Here is a 20860-nt window from a genome sequence, read left to right as displayed (position 1 = left end):
CATGGAGCTACGGTCCTCGGCCCACACCGACACCTTCGCGCGCGACCGGCTGCCGCCCCACGACCAGTGGCCGCACCTCACCGATCTGGGCTATCCCGACCGGCTGAACTGCGGCGCCGAGCTGCTCGACGGCACCATCGCGCGGCTCGGCGCCGACCGGCCCGCGGTCCGTGACGCGAACGGGCCGGTCTGGACGTACGGACAGCTGCGGGCGCAGGTCGATGCGATCGCCCATGCGCTCACCGGCCCGCTGGGGGTGCTGCCGGGCAACCGCGTCCTGCTGCGCGGACCCACCACGCCCTGGCTGGCCGCCTGCTGGCTCGCCGTGATGAAGGCCGGGGCGGTGGCGGTGACCGTGCTGGCCGCGCAACGCCCCGAGGAACTCGCCACGATCGCGGAGATCGCACAGGTGCGGTACGCGCTGTGCGATGTCCGCTCCGTCGACGATCTCGCCAAGGCCGAGATCCCGGGGCTGCGGATCACCACCTTCGGCGGGGACGGGCCGGACGATCTGCGGCAGCTCGCCCGGCCCGGCGGGGCGCTCTACCCGGCCGTGGCCACCTCCGCCGACGATGTCGCCCTGATCGCCTTCACCTCCGGCACCACCGGCCGCCCCAAGGGCTGTATGCACTTCCATCGCGATGTGCTCGCCATCGCGGACACCTTCTCGGCGCAGGTGCTGCGCCCGGAGCCGGACGACGTGTTCGCCGGCAGCCCGCCGTTGGGCTTCACCTTCGGTCTCGGCGGGCTGGTCATCTTCCCGCTGCGGGCCGGTGCCTCGGCCCTGCTCGCCGACTGGGGCGGGCCGGAGCGGCTCCTCGGCGATATCGCGGCACACCGGATCTCGGTGCTGTTCACCGCGCCGACCGCCTATCGCGCGATGCTGCCCAAGCTCACCGGGCACGATGTCTCCTCGCTGCGCCGGTGTGTGTCGGCCGGTGAGAATCTGCCCGCCGCGACCTGGCAGGCCTGGCACGAGGCGACCGGCCTGCGGATCATCAACGGCATCGGTGCGACGGAGCTGCTGCACATCTTCATCGCGGCCGCCGACGAGGCGGTCCGGCCCGGTACGACGGGGCTGCCGGTCCCGGGCTTCCAGGCGCGGGTGGTCGACGCGGACGGCACCCCGCTGCCGGACGGCGAACCGGGCCTGCTGGCCGTGCGCGGGCCGACCGGCTGCCGCTATCTCGCGGACGCCCGCCAGACGGCGTACGTACGGGACGGCTGGAATCTCACCGGCGACACGTACGTCCGCGAACCGGACGGCTACTTCCGCTATGTGGCCCGCGCGGACGACATGATCATCTCGGCGGGCTACAACATTGCGGGCCCCGAGGTGGAGGACGCCCTGCTGCGGCACCCCGATGTGACCGAGGCGGCGGTGGTCGGGCGGGCGGACGAGGACCGCGGGCAGGTGGTCGTGGCCCATGTCGTGCTGCGGTCCGGCGTCCCCCAGGGGGAAGACACCGTCGCCGCACTCCGCGCCTTCACCAAGACCCGGATCGCCCCCTACAAATGCCCGCGCGAGATCGTCTTCCACACCTCGCTGCCCCGCACCCCGACCGGAAAGCTCCAGCGCTTCCGGCTGCGGAGACCCCCTCTAGAGTGACCCGGTGAACGACCAGCAAACGCAGCGCACCCCACGGTCCCTGATCGTCACGTTCTACGGCGCCTACGGGCGGGGCGGGCCCGGCTCCCCGGACGGCACGGCCGCTCCGGTGCCGGTCGCCGCCCTGATCCGGCTGCTCGGTGCACTCGGGGTGGACCCGCCGTCGGTGCGCTCCGCCGTCTCCCGGCTCAAGCGGCGCGGGCTGCTGGTCCCCGCCCGCACGGCCACCGGGGCAGCCGCGTACGGACTGTCCGACGCGGCCCGCCAGCTGCTGGAGGACGGCGACCGCAGGATTTTCGGCCGGCCGGCCGCGCGGCTGTCCGACGGCTGGGTGCTGGCCGTCTTCTCCGTCCCCGAGGAGGAGCGGCACAAGCGGCATCTGCTGCGCTCCCGGCTGGCGCGGCTCGGTTTCGGAACCGCGGCGCCGGGCGTGTGGATCGCCCCCGCACAGCTCTACGAGGAGACCCGGCACACCCTGGAGCGCCTGGAGCTGGCCCCGTACGTCGATCTGTTCACCGGTGAGCACGCCGGGTTCGCCCCCACCGCGGACGCGGTGGCCCGCTGGTGGGACCTGGACGCCATCGCCGCGCGGCACCGCGCCTTCCTCGACGAGCAGGAGCCGGTGCTCCGGCGGTGGTCGCGGCGCCGCTCGGTACCCCCCGAGGCGGCCTACCGCGACTATCTGCTGGCCCTGGACGCCTGGCGCCAGCTGCCCTACGCGGATCCCGGACTGCCCTCTCCCCTCCTGCCGGAGGACTGGCCGGGGGGCCACGCGGCGGACGTGTTCGGCCGGCTGCACGCCAAACTCCAGGCCGCCGGGGCCCTTTACGCGCACGAGGCGACAACCGGAGCCTGACAACGGCCCCGCCGTCTCAGCGGCGGCGCTGCTGGGCCCCCACCCCGACGCCCGACCGCGGCCTGGCGGCGGCGATCACGGAGACCACGTCCTTGAAAGAGCTGCACATCCGGGTACCGGCGACCGCGGCGAGCTCACCGAACGTGCCGACGCCGTAGGTCACCGCGACCGGCTCCATGCGCGCGGTGACCGCCATCCTCATGTCCCCCACGGTGTCCCCCACATACGCGCTCTGCCAGGCCGCGACACCGAGCCGCCCGGCCGCCCGCAACACCATCTCCGGGTGCGGTTTGCCGCGCCGGACCATGTCCTGGCCGATCACCGGGCCGACCAGGTCGCGGATGCCCATGACGTCGAGCAGCGCCTCGGCGCTGCGGGTGGTCTTGGACGTGGCGACGGCCAGCTCGACGCCGTGGGCGCGCAGCGCGGAAAGCCCCGCGGTCACCCCGGGAAAGAGCAGCTGCGGTCCCTGGCACAGGACTTCATAGGCGAACAGCTCGCGGTAGCGGGAGATGGCCGCCTGCACCCGGCCGTCGTCCTCGGGCTTGCCCAGCAGCCGGCCGAAGGCGGGGCCGGGCGGTTTGCCGATGGCGGAGGCCGCCTGCCGGGCGGTCACCGAACAACCCTGCTCCGAGGCCACCTTGACCAGCAGTTTGCTGATCGGGGGCAGGGTGTTGGCAAGGGTGCCGTCCAGATCGAAGACGGCGGCCCTGATCGTCTCGCCGCCGGCGCTCCGTACGCCTCTTGCGGGACGTTCGCCGACTTCCGTTGCTACGCGCATGGCTGGAGACCTTTCCGGATTCCTATGGGGGTGCAGGGGCTCGGGTGACGTTGCTGGCTCGGCTGGTTGGGCGGCCTGCGGTCGAGGACTGGTGAAGGCAGAGGCGGTCTCGCCATGGCGCACCGCTGTCCAACGGCGGTACGCGACCGTCAAGGCGGCTGCAACGGAAGGGGGCGTCCCGTTTACCGCCTTTGGAGATTTAAAAACCGCCTGCGCTGTTTGTCAATGGACCCATACTGTTCCTGATGGGTCGACAACCCTTCGCCCACCGGCCAAACTGGGGTCAGACCGCCCCCGAAAGCCGCCGCGCATCCGAACCGGCGACAGCTCGTCGTCTTCGCGCCAGGGCGCCCAAGTTCCGGACATTCCTGGGGAGCATACAGAACCGCATGGTTGGTTTTCTATGTAGACTGCACTGAGCTCGCAGCCGTACTAGAGACGGGACGGACACCGTGCCCACCCAGCATCGCGCCATCCAGAGCCGCCAGGCACTCATCCGCTCGGCCGCAGAGACCTTCCTGGAGAAGGGGGTACCCGCCGCGGGTATGGTCGAGATCAGCCGGCGGGCCCGGCTGAGCAAAGGGGCGCTCTACTTCCACTTCACGTCCAAGGACGACCTCACGCTCGCGGTGCGGGATGCCGCACTCGCGACCCTCCAGGAGATCGAGGACGGCTTCACCCGCTCCCCGGAGCCACTGCCCACCGCCGTACGGGACTTCACCGTCGAGCTGTTCGGCCGGGTGGAGTCGGACGCCGTACTGCGCGCCGGACTGCGGCTGCGGCCGGAGACCGCGCCGGGGCTCGGCATCTACGCCCTGGAACAGCGCTGGTACGCGCTCTTCCTCGACAAGGCGGTCACCTGCGGGACCGGCGGACCGGCCGGACCGCATGCGTCGGACACCGAACCGCGGCGCACGGCCCAGCTGTTGACCTCACTCGTGGTGGGCCTGCTGCATCTGGGCAGCGAGGACGGGGCGTGGTGGGACAGGGAGTCCATCGTCGGCCTGTGGGCGCTGCTGCCGGCCGCGCCGGACCGCTTCCCGGCCGCCGGCATCCCGGCGCCGACGCAGATCCCTGCGGCCGGCTGACCCTGCACCGCCCCGCCCGGCCGGGCTCCCCGGCCCCGGCCTCGGCCTCGGCCTCACAACTCGACCAGCACCGCGCCGATATGACGCCCCTGCACCAGTTCGCACAGCGCCCGCGGCGCCTGCTCGATCCCCTTCAGAAGGGCATGCGGGAAGACCAGGGAGCCCTCCCGCAGCCCCTGGCCGAACTCCTTGGTCCACTCCTGCGGCAGATCCGGATGCGCATGCAGCCCGAAGCCGCGCAGCGCCACCCGGCGCATGATGATCAGCCCCGCGTCCAGCTCCACCGGGGCGGCGACGCCACCGCCCCCGCCCAGCTGGCTGGAGAGCGCACCGACCAGCGCGAACCGCGCGTCGGGGCGGGCCAGCGAAAGCGCCGCCGTGAGCTGCTCACCGCCCACGGTGTCCAGCAGCACGTCGATGCCCTCCGGCGCCGCCCGGCGCAGCTGCCGTTCGATCGGCCCGGCGCCGCGCACGATCGTGTCGTCGTACCCCAACTCGGCGCGCAGCAGGGCGGCCTTGCGCTCCGAGCCGGTGCTGCCGACGACCCGGCGGGCACCCAGGCGCCGCGCCAGCTGCCCGGCCAGGCTGCCCACACCGCCCGCCGCGCCGGTGACGAACACGGTGTCCCCCGGCCGTACCTCCGCGGCCCGGCGCAGCGCTCCCCAGGTCGTCGCGCCCTGCGACAGATGCGCGGCGGGGGACGGCAGTGCGTCCGGGTCGAGCCGCCGTACCCGCGACGCGTCGACAGCCGCGAACTCCCGCCATCCGCAGGAGTGTTGTACCAGTTCGCCGGGCGTGAAGCCGTCGTCAGGCGCCGCGACCACCTCACCGACCGCGGAGCCCCACAGTGCCTCACCCGGCACAAATGAGCCCATCGGCAGCGGCATTCCGGCCATCTGCGTCCGCGTCGCCGCGGTCACCGCCATCACCCGGGTGCGCACCAGCACCTGCCCCGGTCCCGGCTTCGGCACCGGGACCTCGGCGAGGGTGAAGTGATGGGGCGCCAGGTCGCCTTCGACCCGGTCGGCCAGCCGGACCTCGCGGTGTACGGCGGGTATGGCGGGGACGACGGTGGGGGACATCGGACTGCTCCTCGCGCTCGTGACACTCGACGGCGTCGCACCGGTTCGTGACGCCGGGTCATGCCCCTCGGACCCCCACCCGCCCGTGCGCAGATTCAATACCGCATGGTTGGCTTCTTTATGATGCGGAAATAGACTGCGCGGCCACGGGCGGCGGGTCGCACTCAGGCACAACAACTCCAAGAGAGCATACGGAGGATGATCGGTGGTCAAGCAGGAACGCGCAGTGCGCACCCGACGTGCCGTCCTCGAAGCAGCGGCTCATGTCATCGGCACCCGCGGGTACCAGGCCGCCACGATGGCCGAGATCATCCAGCGCGCGGGGGTCACCAAGGGAGCGGTGTACTTCCACTTCACGTCCAAGGACGCACTGGCCCGCGCGGTCATAACGGAACAGACCGATCCGTTCCTACCGCAAGTCAGCGAGTCCCGGCTCCAGGACGCCATCGACTTCACGCACCAGGTGGCGCTGGCCCTGCGCAGCGACCCATTACTCCAGGCCGGCACCCGTATCGCGGTCGAGACGACCTTCAGCGAGGACCCGCTCGTGCCCTACCAGGCCTGGACCGACATCATCACCACGATGTTCACCGAGGCCCGGGACAACGGGGAACTCCTGCCGGGTGTGGCTCCCGACCGGGCGGCCGAGTTCTTCGTCGCCGCCTACATGGGGGTGCAGTTGTTCTCGCGGGCCGCGACCAACCGCGCCGATCTCCCGGAGCGCGTCACGGCCCTGTGGAAGCACACCCTTCCGGGACTGGCCGCACCCGGCGCGCTGGGGCATCTGGACCCGCACGGCCGCTGCGTGAAGATCTCGGTCTGACGCCTTCCCCACCGCCCTGACGGAGCTACGGCCCCCGCCGTAGGGCTGAAAAACAAACCACATGGTCCGTATCTTAATTGCCACGGGGCCGTCACCAAGGCTCAGCCCGTCAGGGCTCGGAGAGCCTGCACAGCAGAAAGGAACACCTATGGCCAGCGCCACGCTCACGCCGTACTTGCGCGATCAGTGTCACGAGATCGAAGGCCGGTTCGGCGACGGAAACCGACCGTCGGAGCTCACCACGACCGTGCCGCGCGAGTATGTCCACCGCACCGCCCTCTCCGAGGTTTTCCTCACCAACTGGCGACGCACGGACGACGGCTGGGTGGTCAGCGCCCAATGGCCGCGCGCCCACAGCTTCTACGGTCCGGTCCACGGCCTGCACGACCCGGTGTTGATCATCGAGAGCATCCGGCAGGCCGGGATATTACTGAGCCATGTCGGGCACCATGTGCCGCTCGACCACCCGATCATCTGGCAGCGGGTCCGCTACGACCTCGCACCGCGGGCGCTGCGCACCGCGGAGGCACCGGCCGCGGTCGAACTGCACGTGACCGACCACGACATGGTCCACCGCGGCAAACGGCTGGCCAGCGTCCGGCAGGAGTTCCGGATCGTGTGCGACGGCGCCGACCTCGCCTCCGCGACGCTTGTCTACTCCTGCCACAGCCCGGCCGTCTACCGTCGGCTGCGCGGCGAATACAGCGATGTGGCGCTCGCCAACTCCCGGAAGCTGCCGGTGCCGCAGGCCGTCGCCCCGCAGCAGGTCGCCCGGGAACGCGACCGCGATGTGGTGCTCTCCCCCACCGACCGCCCCGACCGCTGGCAGCTGCGGGTGGACACCTCGCACCCGGTGCTCTTCGACCACCCCGTGGACCACACGCCCGGCATGCTGATGATCGAGGCCGCCCGGCAGGCCGCGCAGGCGGCAACGCCCGGCTTCACCGTGCCCGCGTCGATCGACTGCTCCTTCGAACGGTACGCCGAACTCGACGCGCCTTCCTGGGTGCAGGCGCGGACCACCGGCCGCACCGACGACCGCCGGCAGGTCGAGGTCACCGTGGAACAGCACGGCAATCCGGTGATCTCGGCGCAGATCGCCTGCGTACCGACGCCCTGACCGATGCCATGACCGGCCCCCTCGCCGGACCGCCGGCTCCCTGACCGGCCGCGTCCCCGGACCGCCGGTTGCCCGAGGGTCCCGCTCGCCGGCCCGCCCGGCTCCCCGCCGGCCCCTCTCGCCGTCCCGCTCCGCACTCTGCCGGGCCGGCCCTGGAACGGCCCCGCCCCGCTGCCCGTGCCTCCCCCGTCACCGCAGCGTGAGGCGGGGCTTCGGCGCGTCGGTGCGACCGGTCGGCGGGGTACGGCTGCCCGCCTGATAGGGCAGCGGCCAGGGGGCGCCCGGCCCGGCGTAACCCTGCTCCGCCGCGGCGTGCAGCGTCCAGTGCGGGTCGTACAGATGCGGTCTGGCCAGCGCGCACAGGTCCGCGCGCCCGGCCAGCACCAGGGAGTTGACGTCGTCCCAGGAGGAGATGGCGCCGACCGCGATGACCGGCACACCCAGGGCGTTGCGGATACGGTCGGCGAACGGGGTCTGGTACGAGCGGCCGTAGTCGGGGCGTTCGTCGGTGACGACCTGTCCGGTGGAGACGTCGATGGCGTCGGCGCCGTGCGCGGCGAAGGCCCGTGCGATCGCCACCGCGTCGTCGGCGGTGGTGCCGCCGTCCGCCCAGTCGGTCGCGGAGATACGGACCGTCATCGGGCGCCCGGCCGGCCAGACGGCGCGGACCGCGTCGAAGACCTCCAGCGGGAAACGCAGCCGGCCGGTGAGGTCGCCGCCGTAGCCATCGGTGCGGTGGTTGGTGAGCGGCGAGAGGAATCCGGAGAGCAGATAGCCGTGGGCGCAGTGGAGTTCGAGAAGGTCGAAGCCGGCCCGGGCGGCGGACTCGGCGGAGCGGACGAACTGCTCGCGTACGGTGGCGAGCTCGGGTTCGTCCAGCGCGTGCGGGACCTGGTTGACGCCGGGGCGGTAGGGCAGCGCGGACGGCGCCACGACCGGCCAGTTGCCGTCCGGCAGCGGCTGGTCGATGCCCTCCCACATGAGCCGGGTCGAGCCCTTGCGGCCGGAGTGCCCGAGCTGGACGCCGATGGCGGTGCCGGGTGCGGAGGTGTGGACGAAGTCGGTGACCCGGCGCCAGGCCGTCTCGTGTTCCGGCGCATACAGCCCCGTACAGCCCGGTGTGATCCGGCCCTCGGGGCTGACGCACACCATCTCCGTCATCACCAGTCCGGCGCCGCCCAGCGCGCGGGCACCGAGGTGGACGAGGTGGAAGTCGCCGGGGGTGCCGTCGCCGTCGGCGGCGGAGTACATGTCCATCGGGGAGACCACGACGCGGTTGCGCAGCGTCAGCCCGCCCAGCCGGAACGGCGTGAACATGGGAGGCGTGGCGGGCGGGGGGCCCGCCTCGGCCTCGACGGCCGCGACGAATCCGGGGTCGCGCAGCCGGAGGTTGTCGTGGGTGACCCGGCGGCTGCGGGTGAGGAGGTTGAAGGCGAACTGGTGTGGCGGCTGGTCGAGATAGGTGGCCAGCTCCTCGAACCAGGCGAGGCTGGCGCGGGCGGCGCGCTGGGTGGAGGCGACGACCGGGCGGCGCTCCTCCTCGTACGCGGCCAGGGCACTGGCGGTGTCGGGCCGCTCCTGAAGGCAGGCCGCCAGCGCCAGGGCGTCCTCGACGGCGAGCTTGGTGCCGGAGCCGATGGAGAAGTGCGCGGTGTGCGCGGCATCGCCGAGCAGCACCGTATTGCCGTGCGACCAGCGGTCGTTGACGACCGTACGGAAGGCGATCCAGCTGGAGTTGTTGGAGCGCAGGGACCGGCCGCGCAGAGCGTCCGTGAAGACCTTGGCGCACCACTCCGCCGACTCGCGCTCATCGCAGCGGTCGAGACCGGCCGCCCGCCAGACCTCCTCGCGCATCTCGACGATGACCGTGCTGGCGCCGAGGGTGCCCGCCGGCTCGGAGGGCGGCGCCGCGGGACGCGAATCGGGCGACGGGCCGGCGAAGGGGTAGGCGTGGAGCTGTACGACGCCGTGCTCGGTCTCGGCGATCTCGAAGCGGAAGGCGTCGAGGGCGAAGTCGGCGGCGAGCCAGATGTAGCGGCAGCGATGAGTGGTCAGCCGTGGGCGGAATGCGTCGGCATGCGCGGTGCGGGTCGCGCTGTGCACCCCGTCGGCGGCGATCACCAGGTCGTACGAGCGCGCCAGTTCGGCGGCGGGCGGGGCCTCGGTACGGAACCGCAGTGCGATGCCGAGGTCGCGGCAGCGCTGGTGCAGTACGGCCAGCAGCCGGCGCCGCCCGAGCGCCGCGAAGCCGTGCCCGCCGGAGGTCAGGGTGCGGCCGCGGTGCACGATGTCGATGTCGTCCCAGCGGACGAACTCCGCCTGGAGGGCGCGGTAGACCTCCGGGTCGGCGTGCTCGATGCCGCCGAGGGTCTCGTCGGAGAGCACGACGCCGAAGCCGAAGGTGTCGTCGGGCGCGTTGCGCTCCCAGACGGTGATCTCTCGGGTGGGATCGAGGCGTTTGAGCAGCACAGCGGCGTACAGGCCGCCCGGACCACCACCGATAACGGCGACCCGCATGGCTATTTCCCCTGCCACTTGGGCGTCCGCTTCTCCGTGAAGGCGGCATGGAATTCTTCGTAGTCGGCGCTGTTCATCAGCAGCGCCTGGGTGGCGGCGTCCATCTCCACGGCGGCGGCCAGCGGCATGTCGAGCTCGGCGGTGAGCAGCGCCTTGGTCTGGGCGTGCGCCAGCGCGGGCCCCTCGGCGAGCCTCCGGGCGAGCGCCGCGGCCGCCTCGTCGGCCCGCCCCTCGTCGGCCAGCTCGCTGATCAGCCCGAGCCGTTCGGCCTCCGGCGCCCGGACCGCGTCGCCGAGCATCAGCAGCCGGGTGGCGTGACCGAGGCCGATGACGCGGGGCAGCAGATAGGCCGCGCCCATGTCACCCCCGGAGAGGCCGACCTTGGTGAAGAGGAAGGCGAACCGGGCGGACGGGTCGGCGACGCGGAAGTCGGCGGCCAGCGCGAGCACCGCGCCCGCTCCGGCCGCGACGCCGTGCACGGCCGCGATCACCGGGAACGGGCACTCCCGCACCGCCCGTACGACCTGGCCGGTCATCCGGTTGAAGTCCAGCAGCTGCGCGGTGTCCATCCCCAGAGTGGCGCCGATGATCTCCTCGACATCGCCGCCGGAGCAGAATCCGCGCCCCTCCCCCGCGAGCACCAGGGCACGTACGGAACGCTCCCTGGACAGCTCCGCGAGCAGGTCACGGAGGTCGGCGTAGGCCTCGAAGGTGAGCGCATTGAGCTTGTCCGGGCGCGCCAGGGTGACGGTGGCGATCCCGTCCTTCCTGGTCACGCGGATGTGTTTCCAGGCGTCTGTGCTGCGGGCTGATCCTGCGAACGGGCTCATCGGGCTGCCTGCCCCCTTTGGCCGACCGGCCGGTGGATGCTCTTCCGGATGCCTTGTGCCTTTTGCCTTGCGCCCTGTCGAAGTTATCACTGGTTCATGACTGCCGTCACGAGGACGCGATAGCGGCGCGGCGTGGGAGGGGGCGGGAGGGGGCGGAAGAGGAGGGAAGGACCGGGCGGCGGCGGTGGGAGGGTGCGGAGCCGGCGGGTGGGGAGTGACCGCGGGGCGTGCGGGGCGCGGCCGGACCAAGGTCCCGGCCGCCGTATGACTTAGGTCATGCGCTTCGCGGTCGCTCGCCCCTGCTCCGTCCACCCCCGCGCTTCCTACCGTGGACGTACCCGACCCGGCCTTTTGCGAACGGAACGCTCAGCGCATGCTGGAACCGCCCGCGCCCTCGATCTGGCGCATCTCGCTGCCGCGTGGCGCGACCGCGGTCCCCATCGCCCGCGCGATGGTCAGAACCGCCATGCAGGACATCCGGGCCACGGCCGACCGCACCACCGCACAGCTGCTGACCGCCGAGCTGGTCACCAATGCCCTCCGGCACACCCGCGACACCGACCCCATCGAGCTGGTGGTGGAGCTGCGGCCGAGCGGCTGCCGGATCGAGGTGCACGACGGCGATCCGGCGCTCGTCCAGGGGCTCGGCAGCCCGCTGCCCCCGGCGGACCTGGACGTTCCTGTGCTGGTGGGGGCACCGTCCGACTCCGCACCGTGCCGAGCGGCGGACGGTTACGGCATGGCGGACGGTCACGACACTGCGGCGGGTCACGACACGGCGGACGGTCGGCGTGCGACGGACGGGCACTCCACGCCGGACGAGTACCCCGAGCGGGACGGCCACCCCACCGGCGACGGCCACCTCCCGATGCAGCGTACGGAGGGCGAGGGGCCGGCCGGACGCGGCGAGGGCACGGACGGCATTGCCCCTGCCGGACAGAGCGGCGAGGGCCACGACGCGACCGGCGACGCCGAGGGCTACGCAGACACCGACGCGGACGCGGACATGGACGCGGACGCCGACGCCGACATGGACGCCGACGCAGACGCAGGCACGGACACCAAAACCGACCGCACCCACGACACCCACCGCATCGACGGCACCACCCCGAGCTGCCCTGAGCAGGGACGCGACGGCCGTGGCCTGCTGCTGGTCCGGTCCCTCAGCTCCGCTTCCGGATGCCGCCCCACACCGCGCGGCAAGGCCGTCTGGTTCACGCTCCCCGAACGGGAGCGTCCACGCCGGCACTGACGACGACGGCGGCGGCCTCGCCGGTCTCGTCCGCGGGCTGTTGCGGGGCGGACCCGAGCCGCGAGCGGCGGCGCCCGTAGCACGTGTAGACCAGCGCGCCCACCACCAGGAACCCGGCGAACTGGAGCCAGGTCGCCGGGCCCGTCCCGTACATCAGATAGAGGCAGAAGGCGATACCGAGGACCGGGCTGGCAGGGAAGAGCGGGACGCGGAAGCGGCGCGGCAGCTCGGGGCGGGTGCGGCGGAGCACCATCACGCTGAGGTTGACCGCGACCATGACCGCCAGCGTCCCGATGGTCGACAGGTTCATCACCGCGTCGAGCGGGACGACCGCGGCCGGCACGGCGAAGACGGCCGTGACGATCCAGGTGTTGGCGACGGGGGTGGAGGTGCGGGGTGAGATCCGCTCGAAGATCCGCGGGATCAGGCCGTCCCGCGACATCGACATCAGGATGCGGGTCTGGCCGTACATGACCGCGAGGACGACCGAGGCGATGGCGACGACGGCACCGAACGCGATCACTCCGCCGCCGAGCGTCGAGTGGGTGACGGAGTTGACGATCAGCGACAGCGCAGCGGGGCGGCCGGCGACCTGGTCGGAGGAGAGCGCGCCGATGGCGGACAGGGCGACCAGGCAGTACAGGACGGTGACCAGACCGATGCAGACCATGATCGCAATGGGGATGTTGCGGCGCGGATTCCTGACCTCCTCGCCGGCCGTGGTGATGGCGTCGAAGCCGATGTACGAGAAGAACGCGACCGAGGCGCCGGAGGTGATGCCGGCGACGCTCTCCGGGGCGAACGGCGAGAGGTTGCCGGCCCGGAAGGCGCTGAGGCCGATCGCACAGAACAGGACCAGGACCGCGAGCTTCAGTACGGCCATCGCGGCCGTCGCGCGGGCGCTCTCCCGGATGCCGCGGACGAGCAGCAGGGCGGCGAGCAGCATCACGACCACGGCCGGGATGTTGACGATGCCGCCGTCACCGGGCGGGGCGGAGAGCGCGGCGGGCAGCTGCCAGCCGGTCAGGCTGCCGAGCAGTTCGTTGAGGTACTGGCCCCAGCCGACGGCGACCGCCGAGACCGAGATGCCGTATTCGAGCAGCAGGCACCAGCCGACGAGGAAGGCGGTGCGCTCGCCGAGGGTGGCGTAGGCGTAGGAGTACGAGCTGCCGGACACCGGTATCGCGCCGCCCAGTTCCGCGAAGGAGAAGGCGGTGAACACGCAGGTGATGGCCGCCAGCACGAAGGAGACGAGGACGGCGGGGCCGGCCTCGGCGACGGTGTCGGAGAGGCCGACGAAGATGCCGGTGCCGACGATGGCGCCGATGCCGAAGCAGACGAGCTGGAAGAGCCCCATGCTGCGCCGGAGGCCGTTGCCTTCGAGGTCCGCGCCCGATTCGGCGACCAGGACATCGGGGGACTTGATGCGCAGCCCGGACGGACCTGCAAGAGGTGCGGCGGGCCGCGCCTCCTTGGTGCGGTGGCGGGACACGGACAGGCGCATGGGGTGGTTCTCTCTCTGGTGGTGCGATGCGTGGGGCAAGGGGTGGGCCCACACACGGAGCGGGGCCCGGACCGATGGGTCCGGGCCCCGCGAGCGGTTCGATGGTAACCGCTTGACCTGCATGATCGACCAAATGTCCGGATGGCTATGCAGTGTGATGTTTCCGACGGTGTGCGCACGGGCCGGTCGGCCCGTAGCCCCGCCGGCCTGTGGCCGCCGTCCTTACCGGGCGAGCGTCGCGACCAGCACCGCCTTGATGGTGTGCATCCGGTTCTCCGCCTCGTCGAAGACGACGGAGTGCGCGGACTCGAAGACCTCGTCGGTGACCTCCAGGGACGACAGCCCGTGCCGGGCGTGGATCTCCCGGCCGACCGCGGTGCCGAGGTCGTGGTACGCGGGCAGGCAGTGCAGGAACTTCACCTCCGGCTTCCCGGTGACGCGCAGCACGTCCATCGTCACCGCGTACGGGGCGAGCAGCGCGATCCGCTCGTCCCACACCTCCTTGGGCTCGCCCATGGAGACCCAGACGTCGGTCGTCACGAAGTCCGCGCCGCGCACACCCTCGGCGACGTCCTCGGTGAGCGTGATGCGGGCGCCGCTGGTCCCGGCGAGTTCCCGCGCCCGGGCGACGACCGCCTCCTCGGGCCACAGCTGCTTCGGCGCGACGATCCGTACGTCCATGCCGAGCAGGGCGCCGGTGACGAGGTAGGAGTTGCCCATGTTGTTGCGGGCGTCGCCGAGGTAGGCGAAGGCGGTCTCGGCCAGGGGGCGTCCCTGGCCGTGCTCGACCATGGTCAGCACGTCGGCGAGCATCTGGGTCGGATGCCAGTCGTCGGTCAGCCCGTTGAAGACGGGCACTCCGGCGTGGGCCGCGAGCTCCTCGACGTCGGACTGCCGGCTGCCACGGAATTCGATGCCGTCGAACATCCGGCCGAGGACCCGGGCGGTGTCCTTGACCGACTCCTTGTGCCCGATCTGCGAGCCGGACGGGTCCAGGTAGGTGGTCGAGGCGCCCTGGTCCGCGGCCGCGACCTCGAAGGAGCAGCGGGTCCGGGTCGAGGTCTTCTCGAAGATCAGGGCGATGTTCCGACCCTGGAGGCGAGGGACCTCGGTACCGGCGCGCTTGGCCGCTTTCAGCTCGGCCGCCAGGTCGATCAGTCGGCGGAATTCCTCGGCGCTGAAGTCCAGCTCCTTGAGGAAGTGGCGGCCCGTGAGGTCTATCGCCATGGGTGGGCTCCTGGTTCGCGGCAGTCGGGACGGACTCGAATCCTGGAAGTGTATACGCACCAATGCATCTCTATGCGAGGCCGTCGGCTCTGCACGGGCCGGCACCTCCTCCTGCACCACTACAGCGTCACGGATCGGCGTCACGCTCCACCAACGGATCCGGGTGCACGCTCAGGCTGCCCCGGGCACCGCGTCCCTCGCCACCGGACAGCTCATACAGCGCGGCCCGCCGCGCCCGCGGCCCAGCTCGCTCCCCGGAATCGTGATCACCTCGATGCCGCGCTTGCGCAGAAAGGTGTTCGTGGTGACATTGCGCTCGTAGGCCACGACCACGCCCGGCTCCACCGCCAGCACATTGCAGCCGTCGTCCCACTGCTCACGCTCGGCGGAGTGCACATCCTGGGTCGCGGTCAGCACCCGGATGTCGGACAGGCCCAGCGCGGCCGCTATGGCCCGGTGCATATGCTCCGGCGGATGATCGGTGACCTTGAGGTCCTGGTCGCCCGAGCCCGGCTCGATGGTGTACGAGCGGAGCATCCCCAGCCCCTCGTACTGGGTGAAGGTATCCCCGTCGATCATGGTCATGACGGTGTCGAGATGCATGAACGCCCGGCGCTTGGGCATGTCGAGCGCCACGATCGTGCGCGCGGACCCCGCCGCGAACAGCCCCCGCGCCAGCAGCTCCACGGCCTGCGGAGTGGTCCGCTCGCTCATGCCGATCAGTACCGCGCCACTGCCCATCACCAGGACGTCGCCGCCCTCGATGGTCGAGGGGAAGTCGGCCTGCCCCTCCGACCAGACATGGAAGTCCTGGTCACGGAAGAGCGGATGGTGGCGGTAGATCGCCTCATAGTGCACGGTCTCGCGCTGCCGGGCCGGCCAGCGCATCGAGTTGATCGAGACCCCGTCGTAGACCCAGGCGGAGGTATCGCGGGTGAAAAGGTGGTTGGGCAGCGGGCCCAGCAGGAAGTCGTCGAGATCCATCACATGGAAGCGGACCGAGGTCGGCTCGGCATGACGTTCCAGGAACTCTCGCTTGGTCATGCCGCCGACCAGCGCCTCGACCAGCTCCGGCACCGGCAGCTCGTCGAAGGCCGCCCGCAGATGGTCGGTCGCCAGCGGCCCGTATTCCTTCTCGTCGAAGACCCGGTCCAGGACCAGCGTCCGCGCCTCGGGGATCTGGAGGCTCTCGGCCAGCAGATCCCCGAAGAGGTGCACCTCCACACCCCGGTCGCGGAGCACATCCGCGAACCCGTCGTGCTCGGCCCGCGCCCGGCGCACCCACAGCACGTCGTCGAAGAGCAAGGCGTCCTTGTTCGAGGGCGTGAGCCGCTTCAGCTCCAGATCGGGGCGGTGCAGGATGACCCGGCGCAGCCGCCCGGCCTCGGAGTCGACTTGGAATCCCATCCACCCATCTTGGCCGTTCTGACGGCTCGGCGGAGGGAGTCGGGGGATGTCGGGCCGGGAGCGGCGGTACCCCGCCCCCTCCCCCTCGCCGCCATCACCCCGTCTACAGCCGTGGGTCCACCGGCTCCGACTCCAGCGCGAGCACCGCGAAGACCGCCTCATGCACCCGCCACAGCGGTTCGCCGTCCGCCAGCCGGTCGAGCGCCTCCAGGCCGAGCGCGTACTCACGCAGGGCCAGTGAGCGCTTGTGGCCGAGATGACGTACGCGCAGACGCCTGAGGTTCTCCGGGCGGGTGTACTCGGGCCCGTAGATGATCCGCAGGTACTCACGGCCACGGCACTTGACGCCGGGCTGGACAAGTCGTCCGTCACCCTGCCGTATCAGCGCCTGCACGGGCTTGACCACCATGCCCTCGCCCCCGTCCGCGGTCAGGTCCAGCCACCAGGCGACACCGGCCGCGACCGACGCCTCGTCCTCGGTGTCGACGATGATCCGCCGGGTCGTGGCGAGCAGCCCGGGCCGGTCCGCGCCCTCGGCCCCCGCTCCGTCCCGGGCCGCCACCCCGGCCTCGGCCGCGATGAGACGGTCGATCAGGGCCAGCTGGTCGGTGTGCGCCAGCCCGGCAAGGCTGCGGCCCTGCACCGCGAGGATCTGGAACGGCGCGAGCCGGACACCGTCCAGCTCACCGAGCCCGGCAAACCGGTCCGATCCGCCGGACGCCGGTGAGGCGTTCGGTGCGTCCGGTCCCGCCTCGGCATCCGACACACCCGACGCGTCGGCGCCGTCCGCCGGATCCGTCCCGACGCGCCAGCAGTAGCGTCGGTACGCCTCCGTGAACGCGGCGGCGTCCGCGGCCCGGCCCCGCTGCCGGGTGAGCAGCGGCGACACCTCGACCCCTCGGGCGGCCGCCGCCTCCAGCGCGCCGAGCACGCCCGGGAACACCGCCCCGGACGCCGCGCCCACGGCCGCGTACTGCTTGCGCAGCAGACCGGTCGCCTTCAGCGACCACGGCATCAACTCGGCGTCCAGCAGCAGCCAGTCGGTCTCCAGCTCCGCCCACAGACCGGCCTCCTCGGCGCAGTCCCGCACCCGTCGCAGAATGCGCTCGGTCGTCTCCGGGTCGTCGAAGAACGGCCGGCCGGTACGCGTGTACAGGGCGCCCGACACCCCCTTCGGCAGCCCGGCGGGGATACCTCCCCTGCCTTCAGGGCGAGGGGAGAGCTCCTCGGCCACCGCCTCGTCGCGGCACACCAGGACCACCGCCCGCGACCCCATGTGCTTCTCCTCGCAGACCACTTCCCGCACACCGTCCGCCCGGTACCCGGCGAACGCCTCCGCGGGATGCTCCAGGTAGCCCTCCTCCGCCGAGGTCGCGCACGGCGCCATCGTCGGCGGGAGGTACGGCAGCAGCCGCGGGTCGATCGCAAAGCGGCTCATCACCTCCAGCGCGGCCGCTGCATTCTCCTCCTTGACCGCGAGCCGGCCCATGTACCGGGTCTCCACGCTCCGCCGCCCCGCCACATCGTTCAGATCGAGCGGACGGCCGTCGGCCCCGCCGGGCGCCTCTGTCGCGAGTGGTTTCGTGGGCTCGTACCAGACCCGCTCCGCCGGTACGTCCACCATTTCGCGCTCCGGCCAGCGCAGTGCGGTCATCGCGCCACCGAAGACACAGCCGGTGTCCAGGCAGAGGGTGTTGTTGAGCCAGCCGGCGCGCGGGGTGGGGGTGTGGCCGTAGACGACGGCGGCGCGGCCACGGTAGTCCTCCGCCCATGGGTAGCGCACCGGCAGCCCGAACTCGTCGGTCTCGCCGGTCGTGTCGCCGTACAGCGCGAACGAGCGCACCCGGCCCGACGTCCGGCCGTGATACTTCTCCGGCAGTCCCGCGTGGCACACCACGAGACCGCCACCGTCCAGGACGTAGTGGCTGACCAGCCCGTGGATGAACTCCCCCACCTCGGTCCGGAAGCCGGCATCCTCCTTGTCCAGCTGCTCGATGGTCTCGGCGAGCCCATGGGTGTGCTGGACCTTGCGGCCCTTGAGGTAGCGGCCGAGCTTGTTCTCGTGGTTGCCCGGCACACACAGCGCATGCCCTGCTCCCACCATGCCCATCACCAGACGCAGCACCCCGGGGCTGTCCGGCCCGCGGTCGACGAGGTCGCCGACGAAGACTGCCGTACGGCCCTCGGGGTGCGCGGCGTCCACGGCCCGGCCGAGTGCGTCGCGCGCGAGCTCATAGCCCAGCCTGCCGAGCAGGGTCTCCAGCTCGGAACGGCAGCCGTGGATGTCGCCGATGATGTCGAACGGGCCGGTCAGATGACGCAGATCGTTGAACCGCCGCTCCGTGACGACCTCGGCGGACTCCACCTCCTCCTGGCCCCGCAGGATGTGCACCTTGCGGAAGCCCTCGCGCTCCAAGTGGCGCAGGGAACGGCGCAGTTCACGCTGGTGGCGCTGGATGACCCGGCGTGGCAGCCCGGCCCGGTCGGCGCGCGCCGCATTGCGTGCGGCGCAGACCTGCTCGGGGACGTCCAGGACGACCGCCACGGGGAGCACGTCGTGCTCCCGGGCCAGCCGCACCAGCTGGGCGCGCGCCTCGGACTGCACATTGGTGGCGTCCACGACCGTCAGCCGCCCCGCGGCCAGCCGCTTGCCCGCGACGAAGTGCAGCACCTCGAACGCATCGCCGCTGGCGCTCTGATCGTTCTCGTCGTCGCTGACCAGCCCCCGGCAGAAATCGGAGGAGAGAACCTCGGTCGGCCGGAAGTGCCGGGCTGCGAAGGTGGATTTGCCGGAACCGGTGGCTCCGATCAGCACCACGAGCGAGAAGTCGGGCACGGCGAGCGTGCGCCGCGCGGGCTCGGACCGGGGCTGCGGCTCAGGCTCGCGCGCCCGCTGGGTCCTGCTCCCCTGCCGGTCCTCGTGCGTGTGCTGGTTCTCGTCTCCGTACTCCGTACGGCCGTCCTCCGTCATGCCGCGGCCTCCTTCCCGGTCGTCGAAGCACCGCTGCCTCCGCAGCCGGCGCTGCCGGCGCTGTCTTCGCTACTGCTGTCGGCCCAGCTCCGGCCGTTTTCACGACTGCCGCCGTCTTCAGGACTGCGGCTGTCTTCAGGACTATCGCTGTCTTCACGACTGCGGCTGCCTTCACGGCTATCGCCACCCTCGCAGCTACCGCTGTCTTCACGACTGCCGCTGTCTTCACGGCTACGGCCGCTTGCACGGCGGCTGCCGCCGTCCTCACCGGCCATACGGAAGTGTGCGAGCTGGGTGGGCGGGCCGACCTCGGGGTCGTCCGGGCCCACCGGGCCGAAGCTCACCTCGTAGCCGTGCCGCGCGGCGACCTCCCGCGCCCACTGCCGGAACTCCCCGCGTGTCCACTCGAAGCGATGGTCCGCATGCCGTACCCGGCCGGCCGGCAACGACTCCCAGCGCACGTTGTACTCGACGTTCGGCGTCGTCACCACGACCGTCCGCGGTCTGGCCGACCCGAACACCGCATACTCCAGCGCCGGCAGCCTCGCCGGATCCACATGCTCGACGACCTCACTGAGCACCGCCGCGTCATACCCCTTCAACCTGCTGTCGGTGTACGCCAGCGACCCCTGTACGAGCCGTACCCGTTCCGACTGCCGCTCGGGCATCCGCTCCAGCCGCAGCCGGCGCCGCGCCTCGTGCAGCGCCCGCATCGACACGTCCACCCCGACGATCTCGGTGAACTGCCCTTCCTCGAGCAGCGCACCGACCAACTGACCCTGTCCGCAGCCCAGGTCGAGCACCCGCGCCGCCTCGGCCGAGCGCAGCACCGCGAGGATCGCCTCGCGCCGCCGGACGGCGAGCGGCACCGGCTTCTCCTCGGTGTCCGCCTCCTCGTCCACCGCGTTGTCGATCTCCTCTGCGGCCACGTCATCCGACTCGGCCAGCCGCTCCAGTTCCAGCCGCTCCATGGCCTGGCGCGTGAGCGACCACCGCCGCGCAAGGTAGCGGCCGACGATCACCCGCTGCTCCGGGTGGCTCTCCAGCCAGCCCTCGCCGGCCCGCAGCAGCTTGTCGACCTCATCCGGGGCGACCCAGTAGTGCTTGGCGTCGTCGAGCACCGGCAGCAGCACATACAGATGCCGCAGCGCTTCGGCGAGCCTGCACTCCCCTTCCAGTACGAGCCGTACGTAGCGCGAGTCGCCCCACTCCGGGAACGTCTCGTCCAGCGGCAGTGGCTCGGCCTGCACCCTCCAGCCCAGCGGCTCGAAGAGTTTGCGCACCAGCGCCGAGCCGCCCCGGGCCGGCAGCACCGGCACCTCGATGCGCAACGGCAGCGTCTGCGCCACCAGCTCGGGCCGTGCCGTGCACTGCCCCTTCATCGCGCTCGCGAAGACGCTTCGCAGCGCCACCGCCAGCAGCGAGGACGCCGCGTACGGCCGGTCGTTCACATACTGGCCCAGCGCCGAATCCGGAGCGCCGCCACGGCCCTTCCCACGGCTCCGGCGCACCAGAGCAATGGGATCGACCTCCAACAGCAGTGCCGCCGTACACCGTTGCGCGTCAGCCTCGGGGTACAGGACGTGTGCGGTGCCGTGCGACGTCGAGAACTGCTGCGCCTTGTCAGGGTGCTTGTGCAGCAGGAATCCGAGGTCGGTCGCGGGACGGTCGGCGCTGCCGGTGGTGGTTATCGTCAGGAACACGCGTCCGAGTATTGCGGGAGTACGCCTCTGTCCCCACCGGTTTTCCGACAGCGCCGCCGGTCGTCAGCTCGGACGGACGTCAGGACATCA

At 71.7% G+C, this 20860-nt stretch carries 14 protein-coding genes and 1 pseudogene; 6 read left to right on the top strand and 9 right to left on the bottom strand.

Annotation, left to right across the window (positions count from 1 at the left end):
• The first annotated feature begins 1 nt into the window (after nucleotide 1).
• Together IF67_RS0132735 and IF67_RS0132730 are read left to right on the top strand one after the other, a co-directional pair.
• A complete protein-coding gene (locus IF67_RS0132735) occupies nucleotides 2-1609 on the top strand; it encodes an AMP-binding protein (protein WP_030991880.1) in 1608 nt (535 codons plus the stop codon).
• Between the two features lie 4 nt (nucleotides 1610-1613).
• Nucleotides 1614-2465 (top strand): PaaX family transcriptional regulator C-terminal domain-containing protein, encoded by an 852-nt coding sequence (locus tag IF67_RS0132730; protein ID WP_030991878.1) that lies wholly within the window; start codon nucleotides 1614-1616, stop codon nucleotides 2463-2465.
• 16 nt (nucleotides 2466-2481) lie between these two features.
• On the opposite strand, the gene IF67_RS0132725 is transcribed toward IF67_RS0132730, so the two are convergent.
• Entirely contained in the window at nucleotides 2482-3246 is a 765-nt protein-coding gene (locus tag IF67_RS0132725) for an HAD family hydrolase (protein ID WP_051818845.1), read from the bottom strand.
• A gap of 452 nt (nucleotides 3247-3698) precedes the next feature.
• Between IF67_RS0132725 and IF67_RS0132720 the strand changes: the two genes are divergently transcribed.
• Nucleotides 3699-4334, top strand: coding sequence for a TetR/AcrR family transcriptional regulator (locus IF67_RS0132720; RefSeq protein ID WP_030991866.1), 636 nt, complete (start codon nucleotides 3699-3701; stop codon nucleotides 4332-4334).
• Nucleotides 4335-4387: 53 nt separating this feature from the next.
• Here IF67_RS0132720 and IF67_RS0132715 read toward each other — a convergent pair whose 3' ends face one another.
• Nucleotides 4388-5416: an MDR family NADP-dependent oxidoreductase gene (locus IF67_RS0132715; RefSeq protein ID WP_030991858.1), complete on the bottom strand. Its 1029-nt coding sequence runs from the start codon at nucleotides 5414-5416 to the stop codon at nucleotides 4388-4390.
• 226 nt (nucleotides 5417-5642) lie between these two features.
• On the opposite strand from IF67_RS0132715, the gene IF67_RS0132710 reads away from it, so the two are divergent.
• Both IF67_RS0132710 and IF67_RS0132705 read left to right on the top strand, forming a co-directional pair.
• Nucleotides 5643-6239, top strand: coding sequence for a ScbR family autoregulator-binding transcription factor (locus IF67_RS0132710; RefSeq protein ID WP_234341478.1), 597 nt, complete (start codon nucleotides 5643-5645; stop codon nucleotides 6237-6239).
• Between the two features lie 148 nt (nucleotides 6240-6387).
• A complete protein-coding gene (locus IF67_RS0132705; RefSeq protein ID WP_030991856.1) occupies nucleotides 6388-7359 on the top strand; it encodes a ScbA/BarX family gamma-butyrolactone biosynthesis protein in 972 nt (323 codons plus the stop codon).
• A 189-nt stretch (nucleotides 7360-7548) separates the two neighbouring features.
• On the opposite strand, the gene IF67_RS0132700 is transcribed toward IF67_RS0132705, so the two are convergent.
• Together IF67_RS0132700 and IF67_RS0132695 are read right to left on the bottom strand one after the other, a co-directional pair.
• Complete coding sequence (locus IF67_RS0132700; protein ID WP_030991855.1) at nucleotides 7549-9876, bottom strand: bifunctional salicylyl-CoA 5-hydroxylase/oxidoreductase; 2328 nt, start codon at nucleotides 9874-9876, stop codon at nucleotides 7549-7551.
• A gap of 2 nt (nucleotides 9877-9878) precedes the next feature.
• Nucleotides 9879-10706 (bottom strand): enoyl-CoA hydratase family protein, encoded by an 828-nt coding sequence (locus IF67_RS0132695; protein WP_030076824.1) that lies wholly within the window; start codon nucleotides 10704-10706, stop codon nucleotides 9879-9881.
• Nucleotides 10707-11841: 1135 nt separating this feature from the next.
• On the opposite strand from IF67_RS0132695, the pseudogene IF67_RS43350 reads away from it, so the two are divergent.
• Nucleotides 11842-11958 (top strand): annotated as a pseudogene (locus IF67_RS43350) (ATP-binding protein); the annotation flags it as partial.
• Here the strand turns inward: IF67_RS43350 and IF67_RS0132685 are convergent.
• The 5 genes from IF67_RS0132685 to IF67_RS0132665 all read right to left on the bottom strand — a co-directional run bounded on the left by IF67_RS0132685 (nucleotide 11921) and on the right by IF67_RS0132665 (nucleotide 20770).
• Nucleotides 11921-13462, bottom strand: coding sequence for an amino acid permease (locus tag IF67_RS0132685; RefSeq protein ID WP_051818841.1), 1542 nt, complete (start codon nucleotides 13460-13462; stop codon nucleotides 11921-11923). The pseudogene IF67_RS43350 and the gene IF67_RS0132685 overlap by 38 nt on opposite strands.
• A gap of 222 nt (nucleotides 13463-13684) precedes the next feature.
• Nucleotides 13685-14689: an ornithine carbamoyltransferase gene (gene argF, locus IF67_RS0132680; protein ID WP_030991850.1), complete on the bottom strand. Its 1005-nt coding sequence runs from the start codon at nucleotides 14687-14689 to the stop codon at nucleotides 13685-13687.
• Nucleotides 14690-14860: 171 nt separating this feature from the next.
• Entirely contained in the window at nucleotides 14861-16096 is a 1236-nt protein-coding gene (locus IF67_RS0132675; RefSeq protein ID WP_030991849.1) for an arginine deiminase, read from the bottom strand.
• Nucleotides 16097-16199: 103 nt separating this feature from the next.
• Nucleotides 16200-19067, bottom strand: a complete 2868-nt coding sequence (locus IF67_RS0132670; RefSeq protein ID WP_030991848.1) for a polynucleotide kinase-phosphatase — start codon at nucleotides 19065-19067, stop codon at nucleotides 16200-16202.
• Entirely contained in the window at nucleotides 19064-20770 is a 1707-nt protein-coding gene (locus IF67_RS0132665) for a 3' terminal RNA ribose 2'-O-methyltransferase Hen1 (RefSeq protein WP_078889770.1), read from the bottom strand. Before IF67_RS0132665 ends, IF67_RS0132670 begins: the two co-directional genes overlap by 4 nt.
• Between the last annotated feature and the right edge of the window lie 90 nt (nucleotides 20771-20860).

This window comes from Streptomyces sp. NRRL S-1813, from assembly GCF_000719605.1.
GTDB classification, from domain to species: domain Bacteria; phylum Actinomycetota; class Actinomycetes; order Streptomycetales; family Streptomycetaceae; genus Streptomyces; species Streptomyces decoyicus.
Note: the sequence above shows the minus strand (reverse complement) of the source record. Positions and strands in the feature narration are given on the sequence as shown.

What these genes read in the sequence shown, in the direction of transcription:
- IF67_RS0132715 (WP_030991858.1), bottom strand. Translation starts at nt 5,416, where the DNA reads ATGTCCCCCACCGTCGTCCCCGCCATACCCGCCGTACACCGCGAGGTC.
- IF67_RS0132685 (WP_051818841.1), bottom strand. Translation starts at nt 13,462, where the DNA reads ATGCGCCTGTCCGTGTCCCGCCACCGCACCAAGGAGGCGCGGCCCGCC.
- IF67_RS0132700 (WP_030991855.1), bottom strand. Translation starts at nt 9,876, where the DNA reads ATGCGGGTCGCCGTTATCGGTGGTGGTCCGGGCGGCCTGTACGCCGCT.
- IF67_RS0132670 (WP_030991848.1), bottom strand. Translation starts at nt 19,067, where the DNA reads ATGACGGAGGACGGCCGTACGGAGTACGGAGACGAGAACCAGCACACG.
- argF (WP_030991850.1), bottom strand. Translation starts at nt 14,689, where the DNA reads ATGGCGATAGACCTCACGGGCCGCCACTTCCTCAAGGAGCTGGACTTC.
- IF67_RS0132705 (WP_030991856.1), top strand. Translation starts at nt 6,388, where the DNA reads ATGGCCAGCGCCACGCTCACGCCGTACTTGCGCGATCAGTGTCACGAG.
- IF67_RS0132725 (WP_051818845.1), bottom strand. Translation starts at nt 3,246, where the DNA reads ATGCGCGTAGCAACGGAAGTCGGCGAACGTCCCGCAAGAGGCGTACGG.
- IF67_RS0132675 (WP_030991849.1), bottom strand. Translation starts at nt 16,096, where the DNA reads ATGGGATTCCAAGTCGACTCCGAGGCCGGGCGGCTGCGCCGGGTCATC.
- IF67_RS0132735 (WP_030991880.1), top strand. Translation starts at nt 2, where the DNA reads ATGGAGCTACGGTCCTCGGCCCACACCGACACCTTCGCGCGCGACCGG.
- IF67_RS0132695 (WP_030076824.1), bottom strand. Translation starts at nt 10,706, where the DNA reads ATGAGCCCGTTCGCAGGATCAGCCCGCAGCACAGACGCCTGGAAACAC.